Genomic DNA, 23,620 nt, shown 5'->3' with positions numbered 1-23,620 from the left:
CGTCACAGCGAAAAGATCACCACCATGAATATGACTCCCAAGGAAATCGTCTCCGAACTCGACAAGCACGTCGTCGGCCAAGCCCGCGCCAAGCGCGCGGTGGCCATCGCGCTGCGCAACCGCTGGCGTCGCCAGCAGATCGAGGAGCCGCTGCGCCACGAGATCACGCCCAAGAACATCCTCATGATCGGCCCCACCGGCGTGGGCAAGACCGAGATTGCGCGCCGCCTGGCCAAGCTGGCCGATGCGCCCTTCATCAAGATCGAAGCCACCAAGTTCACCGAAGTCGGCTACGTGGGCCGCGACGTGGACACCATCATCCGCGACCTGGTCGACATCGGCATCAAGCAGACGCGCGAGCTGGAAACGCGCAAGGTGCGCACCCGCGCCGAGGATGCGGCCGAGGATCGCATCCTGGACGTGCTGCTGCCCCCGGCCCGCGATTTCGGTTTTACGCCCGATGGCAATGCCAGCCCCGAGAAGGATGACAAGAACACCACTCGCCAGACTTTCCGCAAGCGCCTGCGTGAAGGCGCGCTGGATGATCGCGAGATCGAACTGGAATTGAATGACGCCGCCCCCTCGATGGAAATCATGGCACCCCCGGGCATGGAAGAAATGACCGAGCAGATCAAGTCCATGTTCTCGGGCCTGGGCAACCAGCGCAAGAAGGCGCGCAAGATCAAGATCAAGGAAGCCATGAAGCTGCTGATCGAGGAAGAAGCCGCCAAGCTGGTCAACGAGGAAGAGCTCAAGCAGAAGGCCATCGCCAATGTCGAGCAGAACGGCATCGTCTTCCTGGATGAGATCGACAAGATCGCCACCCGCTCGCAGAATGGCAATGCCGATGTCTCGCGCGCCGGGGTGCAGCGCGACCTGCTGCCGCTGGTGGAGGGCACGACCGTCAACACCAAGTACGGCATGATCAAGACCGATCACATTCTCTTCATCGCGTCGGGCGCGTTCCATCTCTCCAAGCCTTCCGATCTGATTCCGGAATTGCAGGGACGCTTCCCGATTCGCGTGGAGCTGGATTCGCTGTCGATTGCCGATTTCGAGCGCATCCTGACCGGCACCGATGCCTGCCTGACCAAGCAGTACGAAGCGCTGCTGGCCACCGAAGGCGTGAAGATCGAATTCGCCGACAGCGGCATCAAGCGACTGGCCGAGATCTCGCATACGGTCAATGAGAAGACCGAGAACATCGGTGCGCGCCGTCTCTATACCGTGATGGAAAAGCTGCTGGAAGAGATTTCCTTCACGGCGGGTGAGGCTGGTGTGGATGGGCTGCTCATCGATGCCGGGTATGTCAACGAGCGGCTGGGCGAGCTGGCCGTGGATGAGGACATGTCGCGCTACGTGCTGTAACGCGATGCTGTCATGATGCCCGCCGAGGCAAGGAGAATGCGATGGCCAACAAGACTTTGGGAACCCGGCAGAAGCTGAGTTTTCGCATCGAGCCATCACAATCCAAGCCACGCAATCCGGTGGCGCTGGCTGCCCAGCAGCGCGCCGGAGGTGCCGGTGCACATCGCAAGAATGCATCGGCGCAGCGTCAGCAATTGAAGTCGGAGCTGTTGAAGAAGCTGGCCGGTGAACCCAAGGAAGATAAGCAGGAGTGAGTGCAATGCATGGCTGTACAGTGATGGAACGCGATATTGCATCCAACCAGTCGCATTCGCCAGAAACGTACGAAAATGTACGGAAATGCGCAGCGAGTGACAAGAAGCCACGCTGGCTTGCTTAACAAGAACCCATTGGTTGTTGCCAGCAAGATGTATCAAAATGTTAGAAATGACGAAAAGCGCCGGTAGGGATACCGGCGCTTTTTCCTTGATGCAGGCCGATAGCGGGACAGTCCTGCCGCAGCACATCCGAAAGCGGCGATAAAAAAATACAACAATTGCCATTTCAATCTTTGGCTCCCGTCTAAAAAATGACTTCTATCGACCAAGGTGCAGTCATGGACGACGAGAAGCATTAATGTTTGCCCATCCGACTGCAAGTGCGGATCCTCAAGACTATTTTTAGAGAAGGACGTCACATGAAAAAATCTCTGCTGGCACTCGCCGTTCTGGGCGCGTTCGCAGGCGCAGCCAATGCGCAAAGCTCCGTCACGATCTACGGTATCGTCGATACCGGTGTTGTCTACCAAAGCAAGGTTGCCACCTCTTCCGGCGGCACTGGCAGCAAGTTCGGCCTGAACTCGGGCGTCATCCAGGGTTCGCGTATCGGCTTCAAGGGTGTTGAAGATCTGGGCGGCGGTCTGTCGGCCGTGTTCCAACTGGAAGCCGGCTTCAGCAATGACACAGGTGCGCTGGACGATTCCAAGACCAGCAACACCTTGTTCCGCCGCAAGTCGGTGGTAGGCCTGACTGGTGGCTTCGGTAGCGTGCTGGTCGGCCGTCAAACCGACTTCGCTGACACCATCTCCGCTTACACCGCCGTCAATGACTTCGGTGGCTGGGTCAGCAACTCCGGCTCCGGCCTGGATCGCCTGCAAGGCACCCGTACCAACAACTCGATCAGCTACACCACCAACAGCCTGAACGGCTTCACTGGTAACCTGATGTACGGCTTCGGTGAAACCGCTGGCCAGACCTCCGCGGGTCAAGCCTTCGGCATCGGCGGCAAGTACGACAACGGTCCGCTGGGTCTGGGTATCAATTACTACCAGTCCAAGGCTGGTTCGACCGCGGCTGACACCTCCCTGCTGAGCAGCAGCACCACCACCAGCGTAGCCAGCGAAAGCAACCTGGCTGGCAGCACCGCTCAGAAGGTCCTGAACGTGGCAGCGTCCTATCAGTTCGGCCCGGCTCGTGTGTACGGTAACTGGTCGCGCGTCAAGCAAGACCTGAACTCCCAGACCAACCTGACCGCAGCCGGCGTCGGTTCCCTGACCAGCATCTCCAACCGCACCCTGGCCAACTCCAAGAAGGCTGACATCTACGAAATCGGTACCGCTTACTCCCTGAGCCCGTCGCTGAAGCTGCTGGCTGCCGTGGATCACACCCGTGCCGACTTCGACGGCGTGTCGCAAAAGGCCAAGCTGACCCAAGTCAGCCTGGGTACCGACTACTGGTTGTCCAAGCGCACCGACCTGTACGCCTTCCTGGCTTACACCAAGGCTAGCGACCTGAACAACCCGGGCGTCTCCAACGCCACCGGCACCGATGGCAACCAAGGCGCTGTCGCCGTGGGTATCCGTCACAAGTTCTAATGTGAGTTGACCTGCGTCGTCTTTCCGGCGGCGCAGTGTGATGCACAAGTGAGCAAAAGAAGCGCCGCATGAGGTTCATGCGGCGCTTTTTTTCATGCTTCTTCTGATCGCGATTTTTATTAGTTTTGGCAATAGTCCATTTCGTTCTTCGCAGGAATGCAGCTGATTTCGCGCATGGCTCATCGGGCACTCGGATTTGGTGCAACGCTGCCCCCGAGCTTGCACAGGAAAGCTCATTTTTTGCATTGCAAAAAGCTCGCTTTCTGTTTGTCAAATCCTGACAAAAGCCTTACTGGTGGCCGATCTTGATGTCTGTAAAGAAAGCGTAATAAGCTCTCGGCCTTGCGCACTTTTTTGCGGCGCACTGCTCTAATAGCAGCACCATTTCGATGCGCATGGAGGTGGAACACTTCCATGGATCGCGTATCGCACCGCCCCACAACGGACTGGCGGACCGCATTCAAAACCTTAGTTTTTTGATGCACACCGGACTGACGCAGCTTGCTGCGCCAGCGGGGATTTTTTCGTCCGCGATTTCGTGATTGCGGATTTGCTGAGAAAGGAAAAGAACATGGCAACGAGAGAAGAGCTGGCCGTCATCAAGGCCGCCCGTGCCGGCGAATCGCGCGCGCAGCTGGCGCTGGGCCGACGCTACCTCGACGGCGGCAGCGGCCTGCCTCGCAGCAAGGGCACCGCCTTCTACTGGCTGCGCCGCGCCGCGCAACAGGGTGTGGACGATGCGTGGATGATCATCGGCCGCAACATCACCTACGATCAGGTCAAGGAATTATCTTCGCCGCAGGAAGCGGCCATCTGGTACGAGAAGGCGTTTGAAGCGGGCGTGCCGCAGGCCGGCGTGATCTTTGCGCGCCTGGTACTGGAACACACCGAACAGTTCGACAGCAATGCTCACGCGCGTGCCATCGCCGCGCTGTCCTTGTTGGCCAGCCGCGATGACCATGAGGCGCAATGGCTGCTGGCGCAGCAGATGCAGCGCCACGGCCAGCCCATGGTGCCCGGCCTGCCGGCTTCGGCAGTCGAAGAACGACTGGTGCGCGAAGCAGCACGTGCCGGCATCGAACAGGCGCAATACGCGCTGCTGGACAAGGCCTGGCAGCAAGGCCAGGGTGCGGCCTTCGCGCGCGGCGCGGCGGTGCTGGTCAAGCGCCTGATCGAGCGCAACAGCCAGGCGGTGGCGCAACTGGACAAGGAAGGCGATGCTACCGGTCTGGTGCAGCTCAATGCCGAGGAAGCCACGCTGCTGCTGCGCTATGGCCAGTGGCAGGCACGTGCGGCCGCGCCCGAGTTGCCGCAACTGATGCGCTTGTTTGAACTGGCAGCGCTGGCCGGAGAGGTCGAGGCGCGTCTGGAACTGGGACTGCTGTGCGCCAAGATCGACCGCGCCGGCAATCGCGTCTTCATGGAGCAGGGCCTGGCCAATTTCAAGAAGGCCTTGCACTGGCTGGTGCTGGCGGGAGAGGGCGGTTCGGCTCAGGCCTGGCATGCGCTGGCGCGCATCTATTCGCGCTCGATCTATTCGCAGCGCAATCTGCAGGTCGCCCAGCAATATCTGGAAAAGGCGGCGGAGTCCGGTCTGGTGGAAGCGCAGAGCGAGCTGGCGCAGATTTTCTGGCGCAATCGCCGCGATGATCCCATGCATGACGTCAAGGCCCTGTACTGGTGGCAGCAGGCGGCCGCCCAGGGCGAGGCCGGCGCAGCCGACGCGCTGCAGCCGTTCATGGCCGTGGAAGACGCGCAGTCATGGGCGGTGCAGGCGCGCGCCCAGCTCAGCGACAAGCTGCGCAACAGCAACCCCTTCCTGAGTGCGCGCATCGAACTGGCGGCCATCTTTGGCCTGACCAAGCCGGAAGCCTTGCTCATCGATATCAAGCAGGCCGATTATGGCCACTGTCTGGTGGTCGACATCTGCGCTCATCACGCGCGCAGCAAGCGCCGCCTGATCGCGGTGCAGACCGAAGCCCAGCGCGCCGCCATCAACCGCGTGAGCCGCCTCTTCGGTGACGTCGACTGTGGATTCAGCGGTCCGGAAGGCAACTACCGCCAGCGCCAGTACCGGCTGCGCACGGCCTTCCCGGATATCGCCTGAGATAGCGACAGGCTTGATCAGGCGGTAGTTGCCGCCTGATCGGTCTCCTCAATGCTGGCGGATGACCTGCTCGCCGTCGGCACCGCCGTCCGGGCCGGCCTGGCCGAAGGAATAGAGTTCGTAACTGGTGCCGTCGTCATCGGCACCGTACTGATAGGAATTGCCCCAGGGATCGCGCGGCAGGCGATCCACGTAGCCGCCGATGGGCCAGTTGCCCGGCACGGGTGCCCGGGTCGGCTTGATCACCAAGGCCAGCAGGCCCTGGGCGGCGCTGGGATAGCGGCCATTGTCCTGGCGATAGCGTTCCAGCCCGGCGGCGATGGCTTGCATGTCCTTCTCGGCGGCCAGGGCTTGCGGGCTGTGGTCGTGGTTGAAGCGCGTCACCAGCGGTGGCAGCAGCAGGGCGGCCGCCACGGCCAATACGGTCAGCGCCAGGATCCAGCGCAGGCGCGCCAGGCCGCGCTGCAGGAACAGGAAGGCAGGATGTCGGAGAGATCGACGCATGAATGCTGCAGTCTTATTGTTGTGGACGGTGCAAGCCGGCAGGGCGCAGGTTCAGGCGCACCGCCGCTGGGGCGGCAGGACGCGCAGGCCGGCGCCGCGCTGGCTCAGGGCTTGATGGTGACGGGAACGCCCGCCTGGCTGCTGACCACTTCCGACAGCGTGGCGTAAAGCTCGGTGCCATCGCGGGTGTTGAGCCAGTGGCTGCCGTCGAACTTGTAGTGGAAGCCGCCGGAACGCGCGGCCAGCCACATTTCCTGCATGGGGGCCTGGCTGTTGATGATGATCTTGGAGCCATTGTCCACGCACTCGATTTCCAGCACGTTGCCGCTGCGGCTGCATTCCACATCCAGGTCGCTGGCGTCGCAGGCGTCTTCCAGGGCCGTCTCGATGGCGTTGAGGGTGGCGTCAGCCAGGTCCAGGAATTCCGATTCGGTCATGCTACACTCCAAGTCATTCTAAGATTTCGATGTAATCCGTCATTTTATCGTGAAGTCACCCCATTCTCCCGTCCGTTGTGCAGCTTCCCTGGCGCTGTGCGCCGCCGTCCTGATGCTGGCCGGTTGCGGCCAGAAAGGCCCGCTGTACATGCCCAAGGTGCCGCCTGATCCCTTCGTGCGCACCCAGCCCGCCGCGCCGGCAGCGGCCCAGGACAAGGCAGGCACCCAGGAGGGTGAGGCCAAAGCCTCCGGCGACACCCCCGCCGCCGACGCTCCCAAACGATGATGCCTGGCTGAAACATCGCGCTGTACTGCGGCCGGTCCCCCGGCAATGAGGGCGGGGACTGCGCCGGATGATTCCACCGATTGCCTTTTTCCGCTGACTTTTCCGGATTCCCATGTCCCACTTTTCCTATCGCAACGGCGCGCTGCACGCCGAAGACGTCTCCCTGCAAGCCTTGGCCGATCAGTTCGGCACCCCGCTCTACGTTTATTCCAAGTCGGCGCTGGTGCAGAATTTCTCGGCCTATGCCGATGCCTGCCGCGCGGCCGGCCGTGCCGAGGGCGGCAAGGGTGGCGCACTGGTGTGCTACTCGGTCAAGTCCAATTCCAACCTGGCGGTGCTGAACCTGCTGGGCAAGCTGGGCTCGGGCTTCGACATCGTCTCCGGTGGCGAGCTGCTGCGCGTGGTGGCCGCCGGCGGCGATGCGCGCAAGGTGATCTTCTCGGGCGTGGGCAAGGGCCGCGACGAGATGAAGCTGGCGCTGGAACATGACATCCTCTGCTTCAACGTGGAATCCATCCCCGAAGTGGCGCGCCTGAATGAAGTGGCCGGTGCGCTCGGCAAGCGCGCCCGCATCTCGCTGCGCGTCAATCCCAACGTGGATGCCAAGACCCATCCCTACATTTCTACCGGCCTGAAGGAAAACAAGTTCGGCGTGGCCTATGAAGATGCGCTGAACTGCTATCGCGCCGCCGCTGCCCTGCCCAACATCGACGTGGTCGGCATCGACTGCCACATCGGCTCGCAGCTGCTGGACGACTCGCCGTTGCTGGAAGCACTGGACAAGATCATCGACATGGTCGATGCGCTGGAAGCCGAAGGCATCGCGATTCACCACCTCGACATCGGCGGGGGCATCGGCATCCGCTACGACGACGAGCAACCGGTGGCCATCGGCGACTACCTGGCGCGCGTGTTCGCCCGCGTCCACGCCTGGCGCGCCAAGAAGTACGACGGCCGCCCGATCCAGGTCATGTTCGAGCCGGGCCGCTCGGTGGTCGGCAATGCCGGCCTGTTGCTGACCGAGGTGCAATACCTCAAGCATGGTGAAGAAAAGAACTTCGCCGTGGTTGATGCTGCCATGAACGATCTGATGCGTCCGGCCATGTACGAAGCCTGGCATGGCGTGCAGACCGTGAAGGAAAACGCCTGCCAGCCCCGCATCTACGACGTGGTCGGTCCGGTGTGTGAATCCGGCGACTGGCTGGCCCGCTCGCGCGAACTGGCCATCCACGAGGGCGACCTGCTGGCCCTGATGTCGGCCGGTGCCTACGGCATGACCATGGCCTCCAACTACAACACCCGTGGCCGTGCGGCGGAAGTCCTGGTCGATGGCAGCCAGGTCCACCTGGTCCGTGCCCGTGAAAATCCGGCCGACCTGTTCGCGTTGGAAAAGATCGTGGACTGACGCGATTTATTGTCGGTCTGCCAAGCGGCAGTCCCGGAAACGGGGCTGCCGTTTCCTTTTGTGCATCATTCCGGGCGCGTTTATTGATAGCCCGGCAAGTCCCGCCTGGCTTGGCTGCAGATATTTTTTGCAGAGCCGCATTTTTGTTTTGCCTTTCAGAAATTTCGGCGCAAAATAGCCATCCGTCCGAAAAACAATCGAAGCATCAGAACATGCCTGGGGGCAGAGCTGCCCGCAACGCGAGACCTGGCAAGCATTCACGGACGTGAGGGAGCACATCAGGGCCACCGGGACGGTGGTCGCTAGCGTCATACAGGGGAATTCCAATGCAAGTTCTGGAACGGTCAGAGGGAGATCGCGACCGTCGCGTCGCCAGCGAGGGCGTGGCGCAGGCCGGCCATGGCGATCCGTCCGGCCAGCTCATACACAGCAGTCAGTCCAGTCACGCCAGCCAGTCGCCGGCACCGGCGCGCGCTGCGTCCGTGCAGCCTGACCTCAGCGAAGAGGAGCTGGAAGTCCGGGCCTCGCACATCACGGCTGCCGCTGTTGCCGCAGCCGCCGTCACGGCGGCGGTGGCCACCTCGGCCGGCACCGCCAGCCTGCCGTATGAAGACACCGCCACGGCGCCGGCGGCGCAGGAAGAGCCCGCAGCCCAGACCCGCCGTGGTCCGCGTGGTCCGCGCAGCGAACCGGAGCCGCGCGCGTCGACCCGTGGGGCCTTGCTGGTCTCGCTGCTGACACTGGCCATCATCGGCGTCGCTCTGTGGGTGGGGGCGCAATGGCCGCAACGCTCGCTCAAGCCGGTGATGCAGCAATTGCCGTCGCTGTCCAAGGCGGCCCCGGTGGACGCCGTGGCGCCGCCCGCCAGCCTGGACCATGCCGAGCCTGCCGCCAGCGATGCTGCCCCCGGCCCCGAAGTGATCGCCCAGCTGCAGCAGGAAGCCGACGACAAGGCCCGGCAACTGGCGCAGAAGCGCGCCGCCGCCGAAGCCCGCCACCGCCGCGAGGATGCCGCCCTGGCCCTGCGCGAACAGCGTCGCCGCGAAGCCGAGGCCCAGCTGGCCAACGCCCGCGCCAAGGCGGAGCGGGCCCAGGCCGTGGTGCCGGTGCCGGAAGTGGTGGAAGTGCAGCCCGTGCCGACCCTGGCCGAGCAGGTCAAGCAATGCAGCACCTTGTCCGTCTTTGCGCGCGAGAGCTGCCTGTGGAAGCTGTGCGACGGCAAGTGGGGCAAGAACGGCTGCCCCTCCTACGAGCGCAACAACGAAGGTGCCTGATCCCTCCCTCTCCTGCGCTGCCGCTTCCGGTGGCGCAGGCTGCTTCACTCCCGCTTCATCTCCCCCGACAAATTCCTGAAGGCCCGCCCGTGCGAGCGGGAGCATTTCTTGCTTGCCGACAGACCACTCCGCAGCGAGCGGCCAGCACGGCTGTGGTCCGCTGGCGACAGATGAAAAGTCTTGCCGCAAGCGGCTTTGCGCGAGGAAGTTGCCGCTATAATGCGCGTTTTTCTTACCCCCCCTGCAAGGAAAAAGGCATGAATGCACTGCTCTGGTTCGTCGTCCTCTACTGGGTCATCTCGGTCGGTATCGGCCTGTATGCCACCCGCTACGTGAAGAGTTCGAAGGACTACGCCGTCGCCGGCCGCTCGCTGCCGATGTCGGTGGTGACCGCGACCGTCTTTGCGACCTGGTTTGGCTCCGAGGCGGTGCTCGGCGTGTCCTCGACCTTCCTCAAGGACGGCCTGGGCGGCATCGTGGCCGATCCCTTCGGCTCGTCGCTGTGCCTGATCCTGGTGGGCGTGTTCTTCGCCAAGAAGCTGTACCGCATGAACCTGCTGACCATCGGCGACTACTACAAGAAGCGCTTTGGCCGCGCCGCCGAAATGCTGGTGACGATCTGCATCGTCATCTCCTACCTGGGCTGGGTGGCGGCGCAGATCAAGGCGCTGGGACTGGTTTTCAACGTCGTCTCGGGCGGCTACATTCCCATGCACTGGGGCATGATCATCGGTGCCGGCAGCGTGCTCATCTATACCCTGATGGGTGGCATGTGGGCCGTGGCCATCACCGACTTCCTGCAGATGATCATCGTGGTGGTCGGCATGCTTTATATCGGGTATGAAGTTTCGGGTATGGTCGGCGGTCCGGGGGTGGTGATTGCGCACGCCGCCGAGGCCGGCAAGTTCAACTTCTGGCCGGCCGCTGAACTGAAAGACGTGCTGTGGTTCTTTGCCGCCTGGATCACCATGATGCTGGGCTCGATTCCACAGCAGGACGTGTTCCAGCGCGTCATGTCCTCCAAGAACGAGAATGTGGCGCGCAACGCCTCGGTGCTGGGTGGCGTGATTTATTTCTTCTTCGTCTTCATCCCCATCTTCCTGGCCTATTCCGCTACGCTGATCGATCCGGCCATGGTCTCGCGCCTGCTGGAAACCGATTCCCAGCTGGTGCTGCCGACCCTCATCATGGAAAAGATGCCGGTGTTCGCCCAGGTGATGTTCTTCGGCGCGCTGCTGTCGGCCATCAAGAGTTGCGCCAGCGCGACCCTGCTGGCACCGTCGGTGACCTTCACCGAGAACGTCCTCAAGGAAATTCGCCCGTGGAAAAGCGACCGTGAATTCCTGTTCTCGATGCGCGCCGTGGTGCTGGTCTTCACGGTGGGCGTGACCACGCTGGCCCTGAACAGCCAGTCCAGCATCTATGAAATGGTCGAGAACGCTTACAAGGTGACCTTGGTGGCGGCCTTCGTGCCGCTGGCCTTCGGCGTCTACTGGCAGCGCGCCACCCGTCAGGGCGCACTGATGGCCATGGTGCTGGGCCTGGTCTCCTGGATCACGCTGGAATATGCCGCCCCGGACGGCCTGTGGCCGCCGCAACTGGCCAGCCTGCTGTTCTCCATCGGTGGCATGGTGGCCGGTTCGCTCCTGCCCCAGGTGCTGGCCCCGGTGCCGCCCATGGTGGCGGTGCCCGCCGAGGGCAGCGTACAGTCCTGATCCGGCTTGCTCCAGCGAAACGGTCGCCCGGCCTTGCCGCGCGGCCGTTTCGTCTTTTTGGGGAAGCCGCCAGAACTGCTGGGCCAGGTGCTGTCAAAGCAATTCCAACGCCCGGGTTTTCGAACTTGTTCGATATTTATTTGACAATAATTCGAGAGCCACCCGGAACTTATTTGCTTTCCATCAACCTGAAATGGCATGACTGAGCACATTCGCCCCTACGATGTCGCTGCCGATGCGTTGTTTCTGGACTTCGACGGCACCCTGGTCGACCTGGCGCCCCAGCCTGAAGAGATCGTGGTGCCGCCGGAGCTGATCACGCTCCTGCAGCGCATCCAGCAAGAATCGGACGGCGCGCTGGCCATCGTCAGCGGCCGTCCGCTCGATCAACTGGATTTCTTCCTGGCCCCGCTGCGCCTGCCTGCGGCCGGTGTGCATGGTGCCGAGCGGCGTACGGCCGATGGCCGCATCCTGCAGCAGCCGGTGCCGGACGTGCATCACCTGCGCGAGCGCCTGCTGCCGCTGGTGGAGTCGCATCCCGGCCTGCAGCTGGAACTCAAGCGCGGCGCACTGGCCCTGCATTACCGCCACGCCGCCCATCTGGAACAGCGCTGCGTGGAGACCATGATGGACGCGCTGCGCCATGAACCGGGCTTCACCTTGCTGCACGGCAAGATGGTGGTGGAAGCCAAGCCGCACATCAACAAGGGCGACGCCGTCGCCGCTTTTCTGCATGAGGCCCCGTTCCGGGGCCGCCGTCCGGTCTTCATCGGCGATGACGTGACCGATGAGGCCGGCTTTGCCATCGCCCAAGGTGAAGTCTTCGGCGGATTTGGCATCAAGATCGGCGCCGGCCCCAGCCAGGCCCTGCAACGCCTGGCTGATCCAGCCGCCGTGCTGGACCTGCTGCGCCAGAGCGTGGAGGTACGCAGCACCCCCGGATAGCCGTCGTACCGGCCTGTTTGCCGGCCCCGCAGCACATCGCCTTCCATCAAGAAATCTGACCCACAGAACAGAGCACGAGGAACCATGAGCCAGCCCAGCCCCGATCCGCATCAAGAAGCGCAACCGCAACCCCACTCCCAGACGCAGCATTCCGAACAACCGCACCTGGCCGCCCAGGCGCACGACATGCCCTCGACCTCCTCGCTGGAGCTGGGCGTGATCGGCAATTGCGCCTTCTCGGCCTTGGTGGACAAGATGGGCCGCATCGTCTGGTGCTGCCTGCCGCGTTTCGATGGCGACCCGGTCTTCAATGCCTTGCTCGATCCGACCGACAATGGCGCGCTGTGGGCTTTCCAGCTGGAGAATTTTTCCCACAGCGAGCAGTGGTATGAACCCAATACGGCGGTGCTGCGCACCCGCCTGTACGACACGCTGGGCCAGGGCATCGAGATCACCGACCTGGCGCCGCGCTTCCAGAGCCGCGGCCGCTTCTTCCGGCCGCTGCAGCTGGTACGCCGCATCCATCCGCTCTCGGGCGCGCCGCGCATGCGCGTGGTGCTGCGTCCCAAGTTCGACTGGGGCCGCGAAGTGCCGCCGCAGACGCGCGGCAGCAACCACATCCGCTATGTCGGCCAGGAACAGACCCTGCGCCTCAATACCGATGCGCCCATCAGCTACATCGTCGACGAGACCGCCTTCGTGGTCAGCCGCCCCTACAACTTCATCCTCGGTCCGGACGAAACCCTGCATGGCGGCATCAACGATACCGCCCGTGATTTCGAGCAGGAAACCACCGCCTACTGGCGCAACTGGAGCCGCGCCCTGGCCACGCCGCTGGAGTGGCAGGATGCCGTCATCCGCGCCGCCATCACGCTGAAATTATCGGTGTATGAAGATACGGGCGCGATCATCGCCGCCATGACCACCAGCGTGCCCGAAGCACCGGGCAGCCAGCGCAACTGGGACTACCGTTATTGCTGGCTGCGTGACGCTTTCTTCGTGGTGCGTGCCCTCAACAGCCTCTCCGAGCTGGGCACCATGGAAGACTACCTGCGCTGGCTGACCAATGTGGTGGTGCGTTCCGGTGGCGGGCACGTGCAGCCCCTGTACGGTATCGGCCTGGAAGAAGCGCTGCCCGAGCAGATCCTGGATCACCTGCCGGGCTACCAGCATCACCAGCCGGTGCGCGTGGGCAATCAGGCGTATGAACATTTCCAGCACGACGTCTACGGCAACATCGTGCTGGGCGCGGCGCAGGCCTTCCACGACATGCGCCTGCACCATCGCGCCGGGGCCGAACACTTCCAGCATCTGGAAGCCGTGGGTGAACGTGCTTATGAAGTCTACAACCAGCCCGATGCCGGCATGTGGGAGTTGCGTACCCGCTCGCGCATCCATACCTCGTCGGCGCTCATGAGCTGGGCCGCCTGCGACCGCCTGGCCAAGATCGCCGCCCGCGTGGACCTGCCCGAGCGCGCCCGCTACTGGGGCGACCGTGCCAAGGAAATCGGCGACCGCATCCTCACCGAAGCCTGGAATGAACAGCGCCAGGCCTATGCCGAAAGCTTCGGCGGACGCGACCTCGATGCCAGCGTGCTGCTGATGGTGGAAGTTGGCCTGATCTCGCCCACCGATCCGCGCTTCATCTCCACCGTGGAAGCGCTGGAGAAATCGCTCTGCGACGGCCCCTACATGCGCCGCTACGAAGCCCCGGATGATTTCGGCCGTCCCGAGACTGCCTTCAACATCTGCACTTTCTGGCGCATCGACGCGCTGGCACGTATCGGCCGCAAGGAGCAGGCGCGCGAGATCTTCCAGGCCATGCTGGATGCCCGCAACCACCTGGGCCTGCTGTCCGAGGATACGCATCCGGTCACGCGCCAGATGTGGGGCAACTTCCCGCAGACCTATTCGATGGTGGGCATCATCAACTGTGCGATGCGCCTGTCGGCGTCATGGGAGGCGGTGATCTGATGGGCAGACTCGTCGTCGTTTCCAATCGCCTCGCCGATCCCCGCAAGCCGGCTGCCGGCGGGCTGGCCGTCGCGCTTGGCGAGACCCTCAAGAAGACCGGCGGACTCTGGTTCGGCTGGAGCGGCAAGGTGGTCGAGCACGGCACGCCCGGCGAGGGCGAGCTGCGCGTCAACCAGGCCGGCCCGGTCACCCTGGCCGAACTCGATCTGTCGCAGGAAGACCATGATGCCTACTATCGCGGCTACGCCAATGGCGTGCTGTGGCCGGTCTTCCACTATCGGCTGGACCTGGCGCATTTCGAGGCCGGCCACCTGGGCGGTTATCGCCGGGTCAATCAACTCTTCGCGCGTAAATTGTTTCCGCTCTTGAAGCGCGATGACATTGTCTGGATCCACGATTACCACCTCATCCCGCTGGCCGCCGAACTGCGCGCCATGGGCTGCGAGGCGCGCATTGGCTTCTTCCTGCATATCCCGCTGCCGCCGCCGCCGATCCTGACCGCCATCCCTTCGCATGAATGGCTCATGCGCGCACTGTTTGCCTATGATCTGGTGGGCTTCCAGAATCACGCCGACCTGCAGCACTTCGCCCAGTACGTGCAGGCCGAAGCGACCGCCGAGCCGGTCGGTCCCAACCAGTTCCGCGCCTTCAACCGCACGGTGCATGCCAATGCCTTCCCGATCGGCATCGACGTGGCCGAATTCCAGCGCCTGGGCCAGGCCAAGGAAGCGCGCGATACCTATGAAAGCACCAAGGCCGAGTACTCACGCCGGCGCTTGCTGATCGGCGTGGACCGGCTGGATTACTCCAAGGGCCTGCCGCAGCGCATCCGCGCCTTCCGCGAGCTGCTGCGCCTGTATCCGGAAAATCGCCACAGCGCCACCTTGTTGCAGATCGCCTCGCCCAGCCGTGAAGACGTGGAAGCCTACGGCGACATCCAGCGCGAGCTGGAAAGCCTGTGCGGCTCCATCAACGGCGACTTCGGCGACTTCGACTGGATGCCGATCCGCTACATCCACCGTACCGTGGCGCGCCGCCGACTGCCAGGTTTGTACCGTGCTTGCGCTGTGGCCCTTGTGACGCCCCTGCGGGACGGCATGAACCTGGTGGCCAAGGAGTTCGTCGCCTCCCAGGATCCGGACGATCCGGGCGTATTGGTGCTCTCGCGCTTTGCCGGGGCGGCCGAGCAGATGAAACAGGCGCTCATCATCAACCCCTACGACACCCACGGTGCCGCCCAGGTGATCCAGCAGGCCCTGCAGATGTCGCAGGGCGAGCGGCGCGAGCGCCATGCCGCACTGATGGAGAACATCCGCCAGTTCGACGTGCATTGGTGGTGTCGTGAATTTCTTGACACCCTGCGCAGCAGCCGCGCCGCCCCTGTTGAGGGATGAGACGGGAGCAGGCCACCGGCAGGGCCGGGTGGTGAATAAACTTTCCAAAAAGCAAATCTTTGCCTGGTGCGAGGCCCGAGCCGTCGCGCCAGCGCATCGCCTGCGCGGGCAGGTTCACTAAAACTCCGCCAAAAGCCTTTATAATTCAGGGTTTTGGAAGTTTTTTGCGGAGTTTGTCATGCCCATTTATGCGTATCGCTGCGAAGCGTGTGGTTTTGCCAAGGATGTCTTGCAGAAGATCTCTGACGATGCGTTGACCGTTTGCCCCTCCTGCAACAAGGACAGCTTCCGGAAGCAGCTGACTGCGGCCGGCTTCCAGTTGAAGGGTTCGGGCTGGTACGTGACCGATTTCCGGGGCAATGGCAGCGGCACGGCCAACAGCAAGGGTGCCAATGGCACCGGCATTGCCGGCTCAGCTGACGCCCCCGCTGCGCCTGCCGATGCACCTGCTGCTGCAGCTGCTCCGGCCGCTGCGCCCGCACCGGCACCGGCGGCGGCTGCCCCTGCGGCAGCGTCCACCCCCAGCGCCAGCTAACGAGGCCTTCCTTTCCCCCATGCGCAAATACTTCATTACGGGTCTGCTGATCCTGGTCCCCCTGGCGATCACGCTGTGGGTACTGAACCTGATCATCAGTACCATGGACCAGTCGCTGCTGCTGCTGCCGGAGGCCTGGCGGCCGGCGCACTGGCTGGGCCACAACATTCCCGGCCTGGGCGCGATCCTGACGCTGCTGATCGTCTTCCTCACCGGCCTGGCCGCGCGCAATTTCATCGGCCGCCGCCTGGTGCTGCTGTGGGAAGGCCTGCTGACCCGCATTCCGGTGGTGAAGTCGATCTATTCCAGCGTCAAGCAGGTCTCCGACACGCTGTTCTCGCCCTCCGGCAACGCCTTCCGCAAGGCCGTGCTGATCCAGTACCCGCGCCAGGGTTCGTGGACCATCGCCTTCCTGACCGGCGCGCCCGGTGGCGAGGTCAAGAACCACCTGCAGGGTGACTTCATCAGCGTGTATGTCCCTACCACCCCCAACCCGACTTCCGGTTTCTTCCTGATGCTGCCGCGTGCCGATGCCATCGAGCTCGACATGTCGGTGGATGCAGCCCTGAAGTACATCGTCTCCATGGGCGTGGTCGCCCCCGAGATGGTCACCGACAAGAAGATCATCACCGACGCGGCGGCGCCGAAGAATTGAGGGGGCGGCCGGCAGTCCGCTGCCCGGCCAGCCCCGCCTTCGCCCTTAGCGTCTTCTCTGAAATCCAACAAGAACACTGTCAACGGAATCACAACCATGTCCATGCGAACCCAATACTGTGGCCTCACTACCGAGGCACTGCTCGGCCAAACCGTCAGCCTGTGCGGCTGGGTGCACCGTCGCCGCGATCACGGCGGCGTGATCTTCATCGACCTGCGCGACCGCGAAGGCCTGGTCCAGGTGGTCTGCGACCCGGATCGCGCGGATGTCTTCAAGAATGCCGAATCGGTGCGCAACGAGTTCTGCCTGCGCATCACCGGCCTGGTGCGCAACCGTCCGGAAGGCACCACCAACGCCAACCTGAAGTCGGGCAAGATCGAAGTGCTGTGCCAGGAACTGGAAGTGCTGAACCCGTCGGTGACGCCCCCGTTCCAGCTGGATGACGAGAACCTGTCCGAAACCACCCGCCTGACCCACCGCGTGCTGGACCTGCGCCGTCCGCAGATGCAGAACAACCTGCGCCTGCGCTACAAGGTCGCCATGGAAGTGCGCAAGTTCCTGGATGCCCAAGGCTTCATCGACATCGAAACCCCGATGCTGACCAAGTCCACCCCGGAAGGCGCACGTGATTACCTGGTGCCCTCGCGCGTGAACGCCGGCGAATTCTTCGCCCTGCCGCAATCGCCGCAGCTGTTCAAGCAGCTGCTGATGGTGGCCAACTTCGACCGCTACTACCAGATCACCAAGTGCTTCCGCGACGAAGACCTGCGTGCTGACCGCCAGCCGGAATTCACCCAGATCGACTGCGAAACCTCCTTCCTGAACGAACAGGAAATCCGTGACTTGTTCGAAGGCATGATCCGCCTGGTCTTCAAGAACGCGCTGGACATCGACCTGCCGAACCCGTTCCCGGTGATGGACTTCGCCACTGCCATGGGCATGTATGGTTCGGACAAGCCGGACATGCGCGTCAAGCTCGAATTCACCGAGCTGACCGATGTCATGAAGGACGTGGACTTCAAGGTCTTCTCGGGCGCTGCCAACAGCGAAGGCGGCCGCGTGGTCGGCCTGCGCGTGCCGGGCGGCGCCGAAATGCCGCGTTCGGAAATCGACGCCTACACCCAGTTCGTCGCCATCTACGGCGCCAAGGGCCTGGCCTACATCAAGGTCAATGAAAAGGCCAAGGGCCGTGACGGCCTGCAGTCGCCCATCGTCAAGAACATCCACGATGCGGCCCTGAACGCCATCCTCGAAAAGACCGGCGCGCAAGACGGCGACCTGATCTTCTTCGGTGCCGACAAGGCCAAGGTGGTCAACGATGCCATCGGCGCGCTGCGCGTGAAGATCGGCCACAGCGAATTCGGCAAGAAGAATGGCCTGTTCGACGACGCATGGCGTCCGCTGTGGGTGGTCGACTTCCCCATGTTCGAATACGACGAAGACGGCCAGCGCTGGGTCGCCCTGCACCACCCGTTCACCTCGCCCAAGGATGGCCACGAAGACTTCATCTCGACCAACCCGGGTGCAGCCATTGCCAAGGCCTACGACATGGTCCTGAACGGTTGGGAACTGGGCGGCGGTTCGGTCCGTATCCACCGTGCCGACGTGCAGAGCAAGGTGTTCCGCGCCCTGAAGATCGATGACGAAGAAGCCCGCCTGAAGTTCGGCTTCCTGCTGGATGCCCTGCAATATGGCGCGCCCCCGCACGGCGGCATCGCCTTCGGCCTGGACCGCCTGGTCACCATGATGGCCGGCGCCGAATCGATCCGCGACGTGATCGCCTTCCCCAAGACCCAGCGCGCCCAGTGCCTGCTGACCCACGCTCCGTCGGAAGTGGACGAGAAGCAGCTGCGCGAGCTGCACATCCGCCTGCGCAATACCGAGCCGGCAGTGAAGGCCTGATCGATTCATCGATTCATCGATTCGACATTCAGCTCCGTATCGATTCATCGATGGGGTGGATGAATCGATGAGGGCAGCAACAAGAAGCGCGTGCAGAAATGCACGCGCTTTTTTCATTCCGGCAGCGGATTGCTAAACGATATAAACAATATAAAAATTTAAGGCGAAAAATCGCCAAATCATTTACGCATGCATGCGCACAGAGCATGGCTGCATGCACAGATATCATTTCCGCCAGTCTCCCGCTGACCCTATTATCGGCCGCATATCAACGTCTGACATGAGGGGAGAGCATGCAAGCAACGACATTACCAGCCGGCGGGATTCCGGTGGTCACCAACCACCAGCGCCGTCGCGCGATCATTGCCACCGTGATCGGCAATGGTCTCGAATGGTTCGATTTCACCGTCTACAGTTTCTTCGCGGTGATCATCGCCAAGCTGTTCTTCCCGACCGGTAACGACCTGACCTCCTTGCTGCTGGCAGTGGCCACCTTCGGTGTCGGTTTCTTCATGCGCCCGGTGGGCGGCATCCTGCTGGGCATCTACGCCGACCGCGTGGGCCGCAAGGCGGCGCTGTCGGTCACCATCCTGCTCATGGCGGTGGGCACCACCATGATCGGCCTGGCACCGACCTATGAAAGCGTGGGCCTGTTCGCCCCGCTCATCATCGTCGTGGCACGCCTGCTGCAAGGCTTCTCGGCCGGCGGCGAAATGGGCAGCGCCACTGCCTTCCTGACCGAATACGCGCCCGAGCGTGAACGCGCCTATTACTCCAGCTGGATCCAGGCCAGCATCGGCGTGGCCGTGCTGCTGGGGGCGGCCGTCGGTACCTTCGTTACCACCAGCCTGGATCCGCAGGCCCTGGCCAGCTGGGGCTGGCGACTGCCCTTCCTGCTGGGCATCATCATCGGCCCGGTGGGTTACTACATCCGCAATCACCTCGAAGAAACCCCGACCTTCCTCGAAGAAAAGGACAAGACCGATTCGCCCTTGAAGGAAGTGATCCGCAACTTCCCGCGCGAGACTTCGGCCAGCTTTTCGATGGTGATCCTGTGGACGGTCTGTACCTATGTGCTGCTGTTCTACATGCCGACCTACTCGGTCAAGGTGCTGAAGCTGCCGCAGACCACCGGCTTCATCGCCGGCATGGTCGGTGGACTCTGCATCATGGTGCTGGCCCCCATCGTCGGCCGCCTGGCCGACCGCATCGGACGCCGTCCGCTGCTCTCCGGTGCCGCCGCGCTGATCCTGGTGCTGGCCTATCCCATGTTCGCTTACATCAACAGCGCGCCCAGCCTGTCCACGCTGCTGATCTTCCAGCTGGTCTTCGGCACCCTGATTGCGGCCTATACCGGCCCCATCCTGGCGGCCTTCTCCGAACTGTTCCCGGCCAAGGTGCTTTCCACCGGCCTGTCGGTGGCCTACAACCTGGCCGTGACCATCTTCGGCGGCTTTGCTTCCTTCTTCATCACCTGGCTGATCGCTGCCACCGGCAACAACATGGCCCCGGCCTTCTACGTGATGATCGCCGCTGCCATCAGCTTCGTCGGCACCCGCTTCGTGCGTGAGCCGCAGTACCTGCAACAACATTGAATTTCGCCATGACCAAGATTCTCCTGAAGGGCGGCAACGTCCTCGACCCGGCGCTGGGCAGCCTGTTCCCGCGCCATGATGTCCTGATTGAAAAAGACCGCATCGTCGATGTCTCCGCTACCCCGCTGGAGGTGAGCGGCGCACGCGTGATCGACGTCACCGGCAAGACCGTCATGCCCGGCCTGATCGATTGCCACGTGCACGTGCTGGCCTCGCTGGCCAACCTGGGCCTGAATGCCTTGCAACCCGGCTCGCTGACTTCGATCCGCGCCTTGCCCATCGTCGAAGCCATGTTGAATCGCGGCTTCACCAGCGTGCGTGATGCGGGCGGTGCCGACTGGGGCCTGGCGCAAGCTATTGCCATCGGCCTGGTGCCGGGTCCGCGCATCTTCCCCTCGGGCAAGGCGCTGTCGCAAACCGGCGGCCATGGCGATTTCCGTCCGCGTTCCGATGTGCTGGAGCCGTGCTCCTGTGCCTTCCGCGCCGGTGCCATTGCGCGCGTGGCCGATGGTGTGGATGCCGTGCGGCTGGCTGCCCGCGAGGAATTGCAGAAGGGGGCAACCCAGATCAAGATCATGGCCTCGGGCGGCGTCGCTTCGCCCACCGACCCCATCGGCAATACCCAATACAGCGAAGATGAAATCCGCGCCATCGTGGCCGAAGCCGAAGCCGCGCAGACCTACGTGATGGCGCATGCCTACACCGGCCGCGCCATTGCCCGTGCCGTGCGCTGCGGCGTGCGCACCATCGAGCACGGCAACCTGGTCGATGCCGAGGCCGCACGCGTGATGCGCGAGCACGGTGCCTTCGTGGTGCCCACGCTGGTCACCTACGACTCGCTGGCCCGTGATGGCGCGCGCCTGGGCCTGCCGCCGGATTCGGTGGCCAAGATCGAATCGGTGCGCCAGGCCGGCCGTGACTCGCTGCGCATCTATGCCGAGCACGGCGTGCAGATGGGCTTCGGCTCGGACCTGCTGGGCGAGATGCATCAGGATCAATCGACCGAATTCCTGATCCGCGCCGAGATCCTGGGCAACCTGGAAACCATCCGCTCGGCCACCTCGATTGCCGCTGCGATCCTGCAGCGCGAAGGCGAATTGGGCACCGTGCGCGCCGGTGCGCTGGCCGACCTGATCGTGGTCGACGGCAATCCGCTGCAAGACATCACGCTGCTGACCGGCCAGGGTGAACACCTGTCGCTGGTCATGCAATCCGGTCACATCCACCGCAGCCGCTGATCGCCGGCACTGCGTCGTTTGCGCCGCAGCTTTCCGCACCTCATGGGAAAGCTGCGGCGGGCATGCTTTTCGCTCTACCATCTCGACCTGGATGAGACCTTTCGAGCCGGAGCGCCGACCATGCGTATATCGCCCCTTCCCCCATTACCTTCGCTGATCGCCTTCGAGGCGGCCATGCGCCATGGCAGCTTCACCCGCGCGGCGGCGGAACTGCACCTCACGCAAAGCGCCATCAGCCGCCAGATCGCCCAGCTGGAGCGCTTTCTCGGCAAGAAGCTGTTCCTGCGCGAGCCGCGCGCGTTGCGCCTGACGGTGAGCGGCCAGCGCTATGCCGCGCTGGTGCAGCGCCTGCTGGTCGATTGCGCTGAAGCCACCGAAGACATCATGAAGCGCAAGGGCCATCAGGAACTGACCGTGGCCTGTTCGCAGGGGGTGGCGGTGCTGTGGCTGACACCGCGCCTGGCGCGTTTTCGCGCCCAGCATCCGGATTGCCACCTGCGCCTGGTGGTCAATGACAGTCTGGCCCAGCTGTCCGAAACCGATTTCGACATGGGCATCTACTTCCTGCGCGATGGCCCGCCTTCGGGCCTGGCGGTGCGCCGCCTGTATGACGAGGAAGTGTTCCCGGTCTGCTCCCCGGCCTATCTGAAGGGCCGTACGCTTGCTCCGGCCGAGCTGCCCCAGGAAACCCTGCTGATGCTGGAGGACGGGCAGCGCCAGTGGATGTCTTGGCAGAACTGGCTGGCGCACAACGGGGTGGACGATGTGCGCATCGAACAGCAGATCCTGTCGAACCAATATCCGGTGCTGTTGCAACTGGCCATGGAAGGGCAGGGTATCGTGCTGGCCTGGCGTCACATGATCGACGCCTGCATGGAGCAAGGGCTGCTGGTGCGCGCCTGTGAAGCCAATGCCAGCCTGGGCGGCGGTTATTATGCGGTGTGGCCGCGCGACCGCATCGAGCATGCAGCGGCACGGGCCTTCCGCAGCTGGCTGGTGGCCGAGAGCGAAGCCTCGCTGCTCTGAAACGCTGCCGTCCCGATACAATGGAGCCTTTCCCGCATCACGGACAGGCCATGACGCAAGCCAAGCCCCACAAGATTCCCGAATCGGTGCTGGTGGTGATCCACAGCGCCGATCAATACGTGTTGTTGATCGAACGGGCCGACCAGCCCGGCTTCTGGCAATCGGTGACCGGTTCCAAGGATGCCCTTGATGAGCCCTTGTCGGAGACCGCCCGACGCGAGGTGGAGGAAGAAACCGGCATCGTGGTGGCCGACACCGGCGTAGACTCCTTGCAGGATGGCGGAAACCGCGTGCCGCGCGCGCATCTGCGCGACTGGCAACTTTCCAACATCTATGACATCTATCCGGTCTGGCGGCACCGCTATGCGCCGGGCGTGACGAGAAACACCGAACATGTCTTTGGCTTGCTGGTGCCCCGTGATATTCCGGTGACGCTGGCCCCGCGCGAGCACACCCGCCATGTCTGGCTGCCGTATCGCGAGGCAGCCGACCGCTGTTTCTCGCCCTCCAATGCGGAAGCGATCCTGCAGTTGCCGCGCTATCTGGCGACCTAGCCAGCGTCTTGCGCGGGACCGCCACCGGACAAGAAGAAGAGAAAGGTTGCATCGATGAAGCTGCGTGTCGCCACATACAACATCCACAAGGGCGTGACCTCCTTTGCCGGCCGCCCGCGCATCCTGGCGCTGAAGCAGGCGCTGGCACAACTGGATCCGGATATCCTGTTCCTGCAGGAAGTGCAGGGCCGCCACGACCTCAACGCCCTGCGCCACGCCTCCAACTGGCCGCAGCAGGGGCAGCATGAATATCTTGCCGGTGATACCCACCACGCCGCCTACGGCATGAATGCCGTGTATGACCATGGCCATCATGGCAATGCGCTCATTTCGCGTTTTGAAATCGCTTCCATCCGCAACCAGGATGTGTCGGACCATGCCTATGAGTCACGTGGCATCCTGCATTGCGTGGTGCCCATCGAAGGGGTGGAGGTGCATTGCTACGTGATTCACCTGGGGCTGTTCGCAGGGGGCCGTCGGCGCCAGATCGATGCGCTGATCCAGGCCGTGAGCACCTCCTCGCCGCCCGATGCTCCCTTGCTGATTGCCGGTGATTTCAATGACTGGACCAACCAGTTGAGCCGCACGTTGTACCAGAACCTGGGCGTGACCGAAGTGTTCGATCAGCCGCAGCCCAATGCGCGCGGCGTGATGCATGGCTTGCGCCGACTCGGTGGCTTGTCGGCACCGATCCGCCCGGCACGGACCTTTCCGGCCATGATGCCGTGGCTGAGATTGGACCGCATCTATGTGCGAGGTTTCCGCGTGGAAATGGCGGAGGTCCTCAAGGATGGCCCTTGGGCGCGCCTGTCGGACCATGCCCCGATCGTGACCGAACTGCAGCTGGCCTGATC

At 63.2% G+C, this 23,620-nt stretch carries 21 protein-coding genes; 19 read left to right on the top strand and 2 right to left on the bottom strand.

Translation table 11 applies throughout. The features are described from left to right. Positions 1-24: 24 nt before the first annotated feature. The 4 genes from hslU to ACWHXP_RS19460 all read left to right on the top strand — a co-directional run bounded on the left by hslU (position 25) and on the right by ACWHXP_RS19460 (position 5,327). A complete protein-coding gene (gene hslU, locus ACWHXP_RS19475; protein WP_121043060.1) occupies positions 25-1,368 on the top strand; it encodes an ATP-dependent protease ATPase subunit HslU in 1,344 nt (447 codons plus the stop codon). A gap of 41 nt (positions 1,369-1,409) precedes the next feature. Then, complete coding sequence (locus ACWHXP_RS19470; protein ID WP_121042369.1) at positions 1,410-1,622, top strand: hypothetical protein; 213 nt, start codon at positions 1,410-1,412, stop codon at positions 1,620-1,622. A gap of 422 nt (positions 1,623-2,044) precedes the next feature. After that, positions 2,045-3,220 (top strand): porin, encoded by a 1,176-nt coding sequence (locus ACWHXP_RS19465; RefSeq protein WP_489635253.1) that lies wholly within the window; start codon positions 2,045-2,047, stop codon positions 3,218-3,220. Positions 3,221-3,791: 571 nt separating this feature from the next. Beyond that, positions 3,792-5,327, top strand: a complete 1,536-nt coding sequence (locus ACWHXP_RS19460; RefSeq protein WP_489624380.1) for a tetratricopeptide repeat protein — start codon at positions 3,792-3,794, stop codon at positions 5,325-5,327. Between the two features lie 48 nt (positions 5,328-5,375). On the opposite strand, the gene gspG is transcribed toward ACWHXP_RS19460, so the two are convergent. Next, complete coding sequence (gspG, locus tag ACWHXP_RS19455; protein WP_034331869.1) at positions 5,376-5,831, bottom strand: type II secretion system major pseudopilin GspG; 456 nt, start codon at positions 5,829-5,831, stop codon at positions 5,376-5,378. 104 nt (positions 5,832-5,935) lie between these two features. Further along, positions 5,936-6,268: an iron donor protein CyaY gene (gene cyaY, locus ACWHXP_RS19450; protein ID WP_034331871.1), complete on the bottom strand. Its 333-nt coding sequence runs from the start codon at positions 6,266-6,268 to the stop codon at positions 5,936-5,938. 49 nt (positions 6,269-6,317) lie between these two features. Between cyaY and lptM the strand changes: the two genes are divergently transcribed. The 15 genes from lptM to ACWHXP_RS19375 all read left to right on the top strand — a co-directional run bounded on the left by lptM (position 6,318) and on the right by ACWHXP_RS19375 (position 23,618). Continuing rightward, a complete protein-coding gene (lptM, locus tag ACWHXP_RS19445; RefSeq protein ID WP_121042375.1) occupies positions 6,318-6,554 on the top strand; it encodes an LPS translocon maturation chaperone LptM in 237 nt (78 codons plus the stop codon). Between the two features lie 112 nt (positions 6,555-6,666). Beyond that, positions 6,667-7,959 (top strand): diaminopimelate decarboxylase, encoded by a 1,293-nt coding sequence (lysA, locus tag ACWHXP_RS19440; RefSeq protein ID WP_489635254.1) that lies wholly within the window; start codon positions 6,667-6,669, stop codon positions 7,957-7,959. Between the two features lie 326 nt (positions 7,960-8,285). Beyond that, positions 8,286-9,233, top strand: a complete 948-nt coding sequence (locus tag ACWHXP_RS19435; protein WP_489635255.1) for a phage tail protein — start codon at positions 8,286-8,288, stop codon at positions 9,231-9,233. 257 nt (positions 9,234-9,490) lie between these two features. Next, on the top strand, positions 9,491-10,948 hold the full coding sequence (locus ACWHXP_RS19430) for a high affinity choline transporter 1 (protein ID WP_489635256.1): 1,458 nt from the start codon (positions 9,491-9,493) through the stop codon (positions 10,946-10,948). Between the two features lie 198 nt (positions 10,949-11,146). After that, positions 11,147-11,893, top strand: coding sequence for a trehalose-phosphatase (gene otsB, locus ACWHXP_RS19425; protein ID WP_034329435.1), 747 nt, complete (start codon positions 11,147-11,149; stop codon positions 11,891-11,893). Positions 11,894-11,977: 84 nt separating this feature from the next. Beyond that, complete coding sequence (locus tag ACWHXP_RS19420) at positions 11,978-13,867, top strand: glycoside hydrolase family 15 protein (RefSeq protein WP_034329431.1); 1,890 nt, start codon at positions 11,978-11,980, stop codon at positions 13,865-13,867. Further along, positions 13,867-15,261, top strand: coding sequence for an alpha,alpha-trehalose-phosphate synthase (UDP-forming) (gene otsA / locus ACWHXP_RS19415; RefSeq protein ID WP_489635257.1), 1,395 nt, complete (start codon positions 13,867-13,869; stop codon positions 15,259-15,261). The genes ACWHXP_RS19420 and otsA overlap by 1 nt, the downstream gene beginning before the upstream one ends. Before the next feature lie 178 nt (positions 15,262-15,439). Next, a complete protein-coding gene (locus ACWHXP_RS19410; protein WP_121042382.1) occupies positions 15,440-15,796 on the top strand; it encodes an FmdB family zinc ribbon protein in 357 nt (118 codons plus the stop codon). 19 nt (positions 15,797-15,815) lie between these two features. Beyond that, positions 15,816-16,451, top strand: a complete 636-nt coding sequence (locus tag ACWHXP_RS19405) for a DUF502 domain-containing protein (RefSeq protein ID WP_034329425.1) — start codon at positions 15,816-15,818, stop codon at positions 16,449-16,451. A 96-nt stretch (positions 16,452-16,547) separates the two neighbouring features. Next, the gene (gene aspS, locus ACWHXP_RS19400; protein WP_209533794.1) at positions 16,548-18,353 is read left to right on the top strand and encodes an aspartate--tRNA ligase; all 1,806 of its coding nucleotides are present in this window, start codon (positions 16,548-16,550) and stop codon (positions 18,351-18,353) included. 293 nt (positions 18,354-18,646) lie between these two features. Further along, positions 18,647-19,948: an MFS transporter gene (locus tag ACWHXP_RS19395; RefSeq protein ID WP_121042384.1), complete on the top strand. Its 1,302-nt coding sequence runs from the start codon at positions 18,647-18,649 to the stop codon at positions 19,946-19,948. Between the two features lie 8 nt (positions 19,949-19,956). Beyond that, positions 19,957-21,186 carry a metal-dependent hydrolase family protein gene (locus tag ACWHXP_RS19390; protein ID WP_034329458.1) on the top strand — a complete coding sequence of 410 codons (1,230 nt, stop codon included), beginning with the start codon at positions 19,957-19,959 and terminating at the stop codon, positions 21,184-21,186. 120 nt (positions 21,187-21,306) lie between these two features. Then, positions 21,307-22,212: a LysR substrate-binding domain-containing protein gene (locus ACWHXP_RS19385; protein ID WP_034329416.1), complete on the top strand. Its 906-nt coding sequence runs from the start codon at positions 21,307-21,309 to the stop codon at positions 22,210-22,212. A gap of 50 nt (positions 22,213-22,262) precedes the next feature. Next, positions 22,263-22,766, top strand: coding sequence for a dihydroneopterin triphosphate diphosphatase (nudB, locus tag ACWHXP_RS19380; RefSeq protein WP_489635258.1), 504 nt, complete (start codon positions 22,263-22,265; stop codon positions 22,764-22,766). A gap of 54 nt (positions 22,767-22,820) precedes the next feature. Beyond that, on the top strand, positions 22,821-23,618 hold the full coding sequence (locus ACWHXP_RS19375; protein WP_039785241.1) for an endonuclease/exonuclease/phosphatase family protein: 798 nt from the start codon (positions 22,821-22,823) through the stop codon (positions 23,616-23,618). The last annotated feature ends 2 nt before the right edge of the window (positions 23,619-23,620 follow it).

The sequence above is a fragment of the Herbaspirillum sp. Her2 genome, from assembly GCF_057961375.1.
This window is presented reverse-complemented; position numbering and strand designations above follow the sequence as displayed.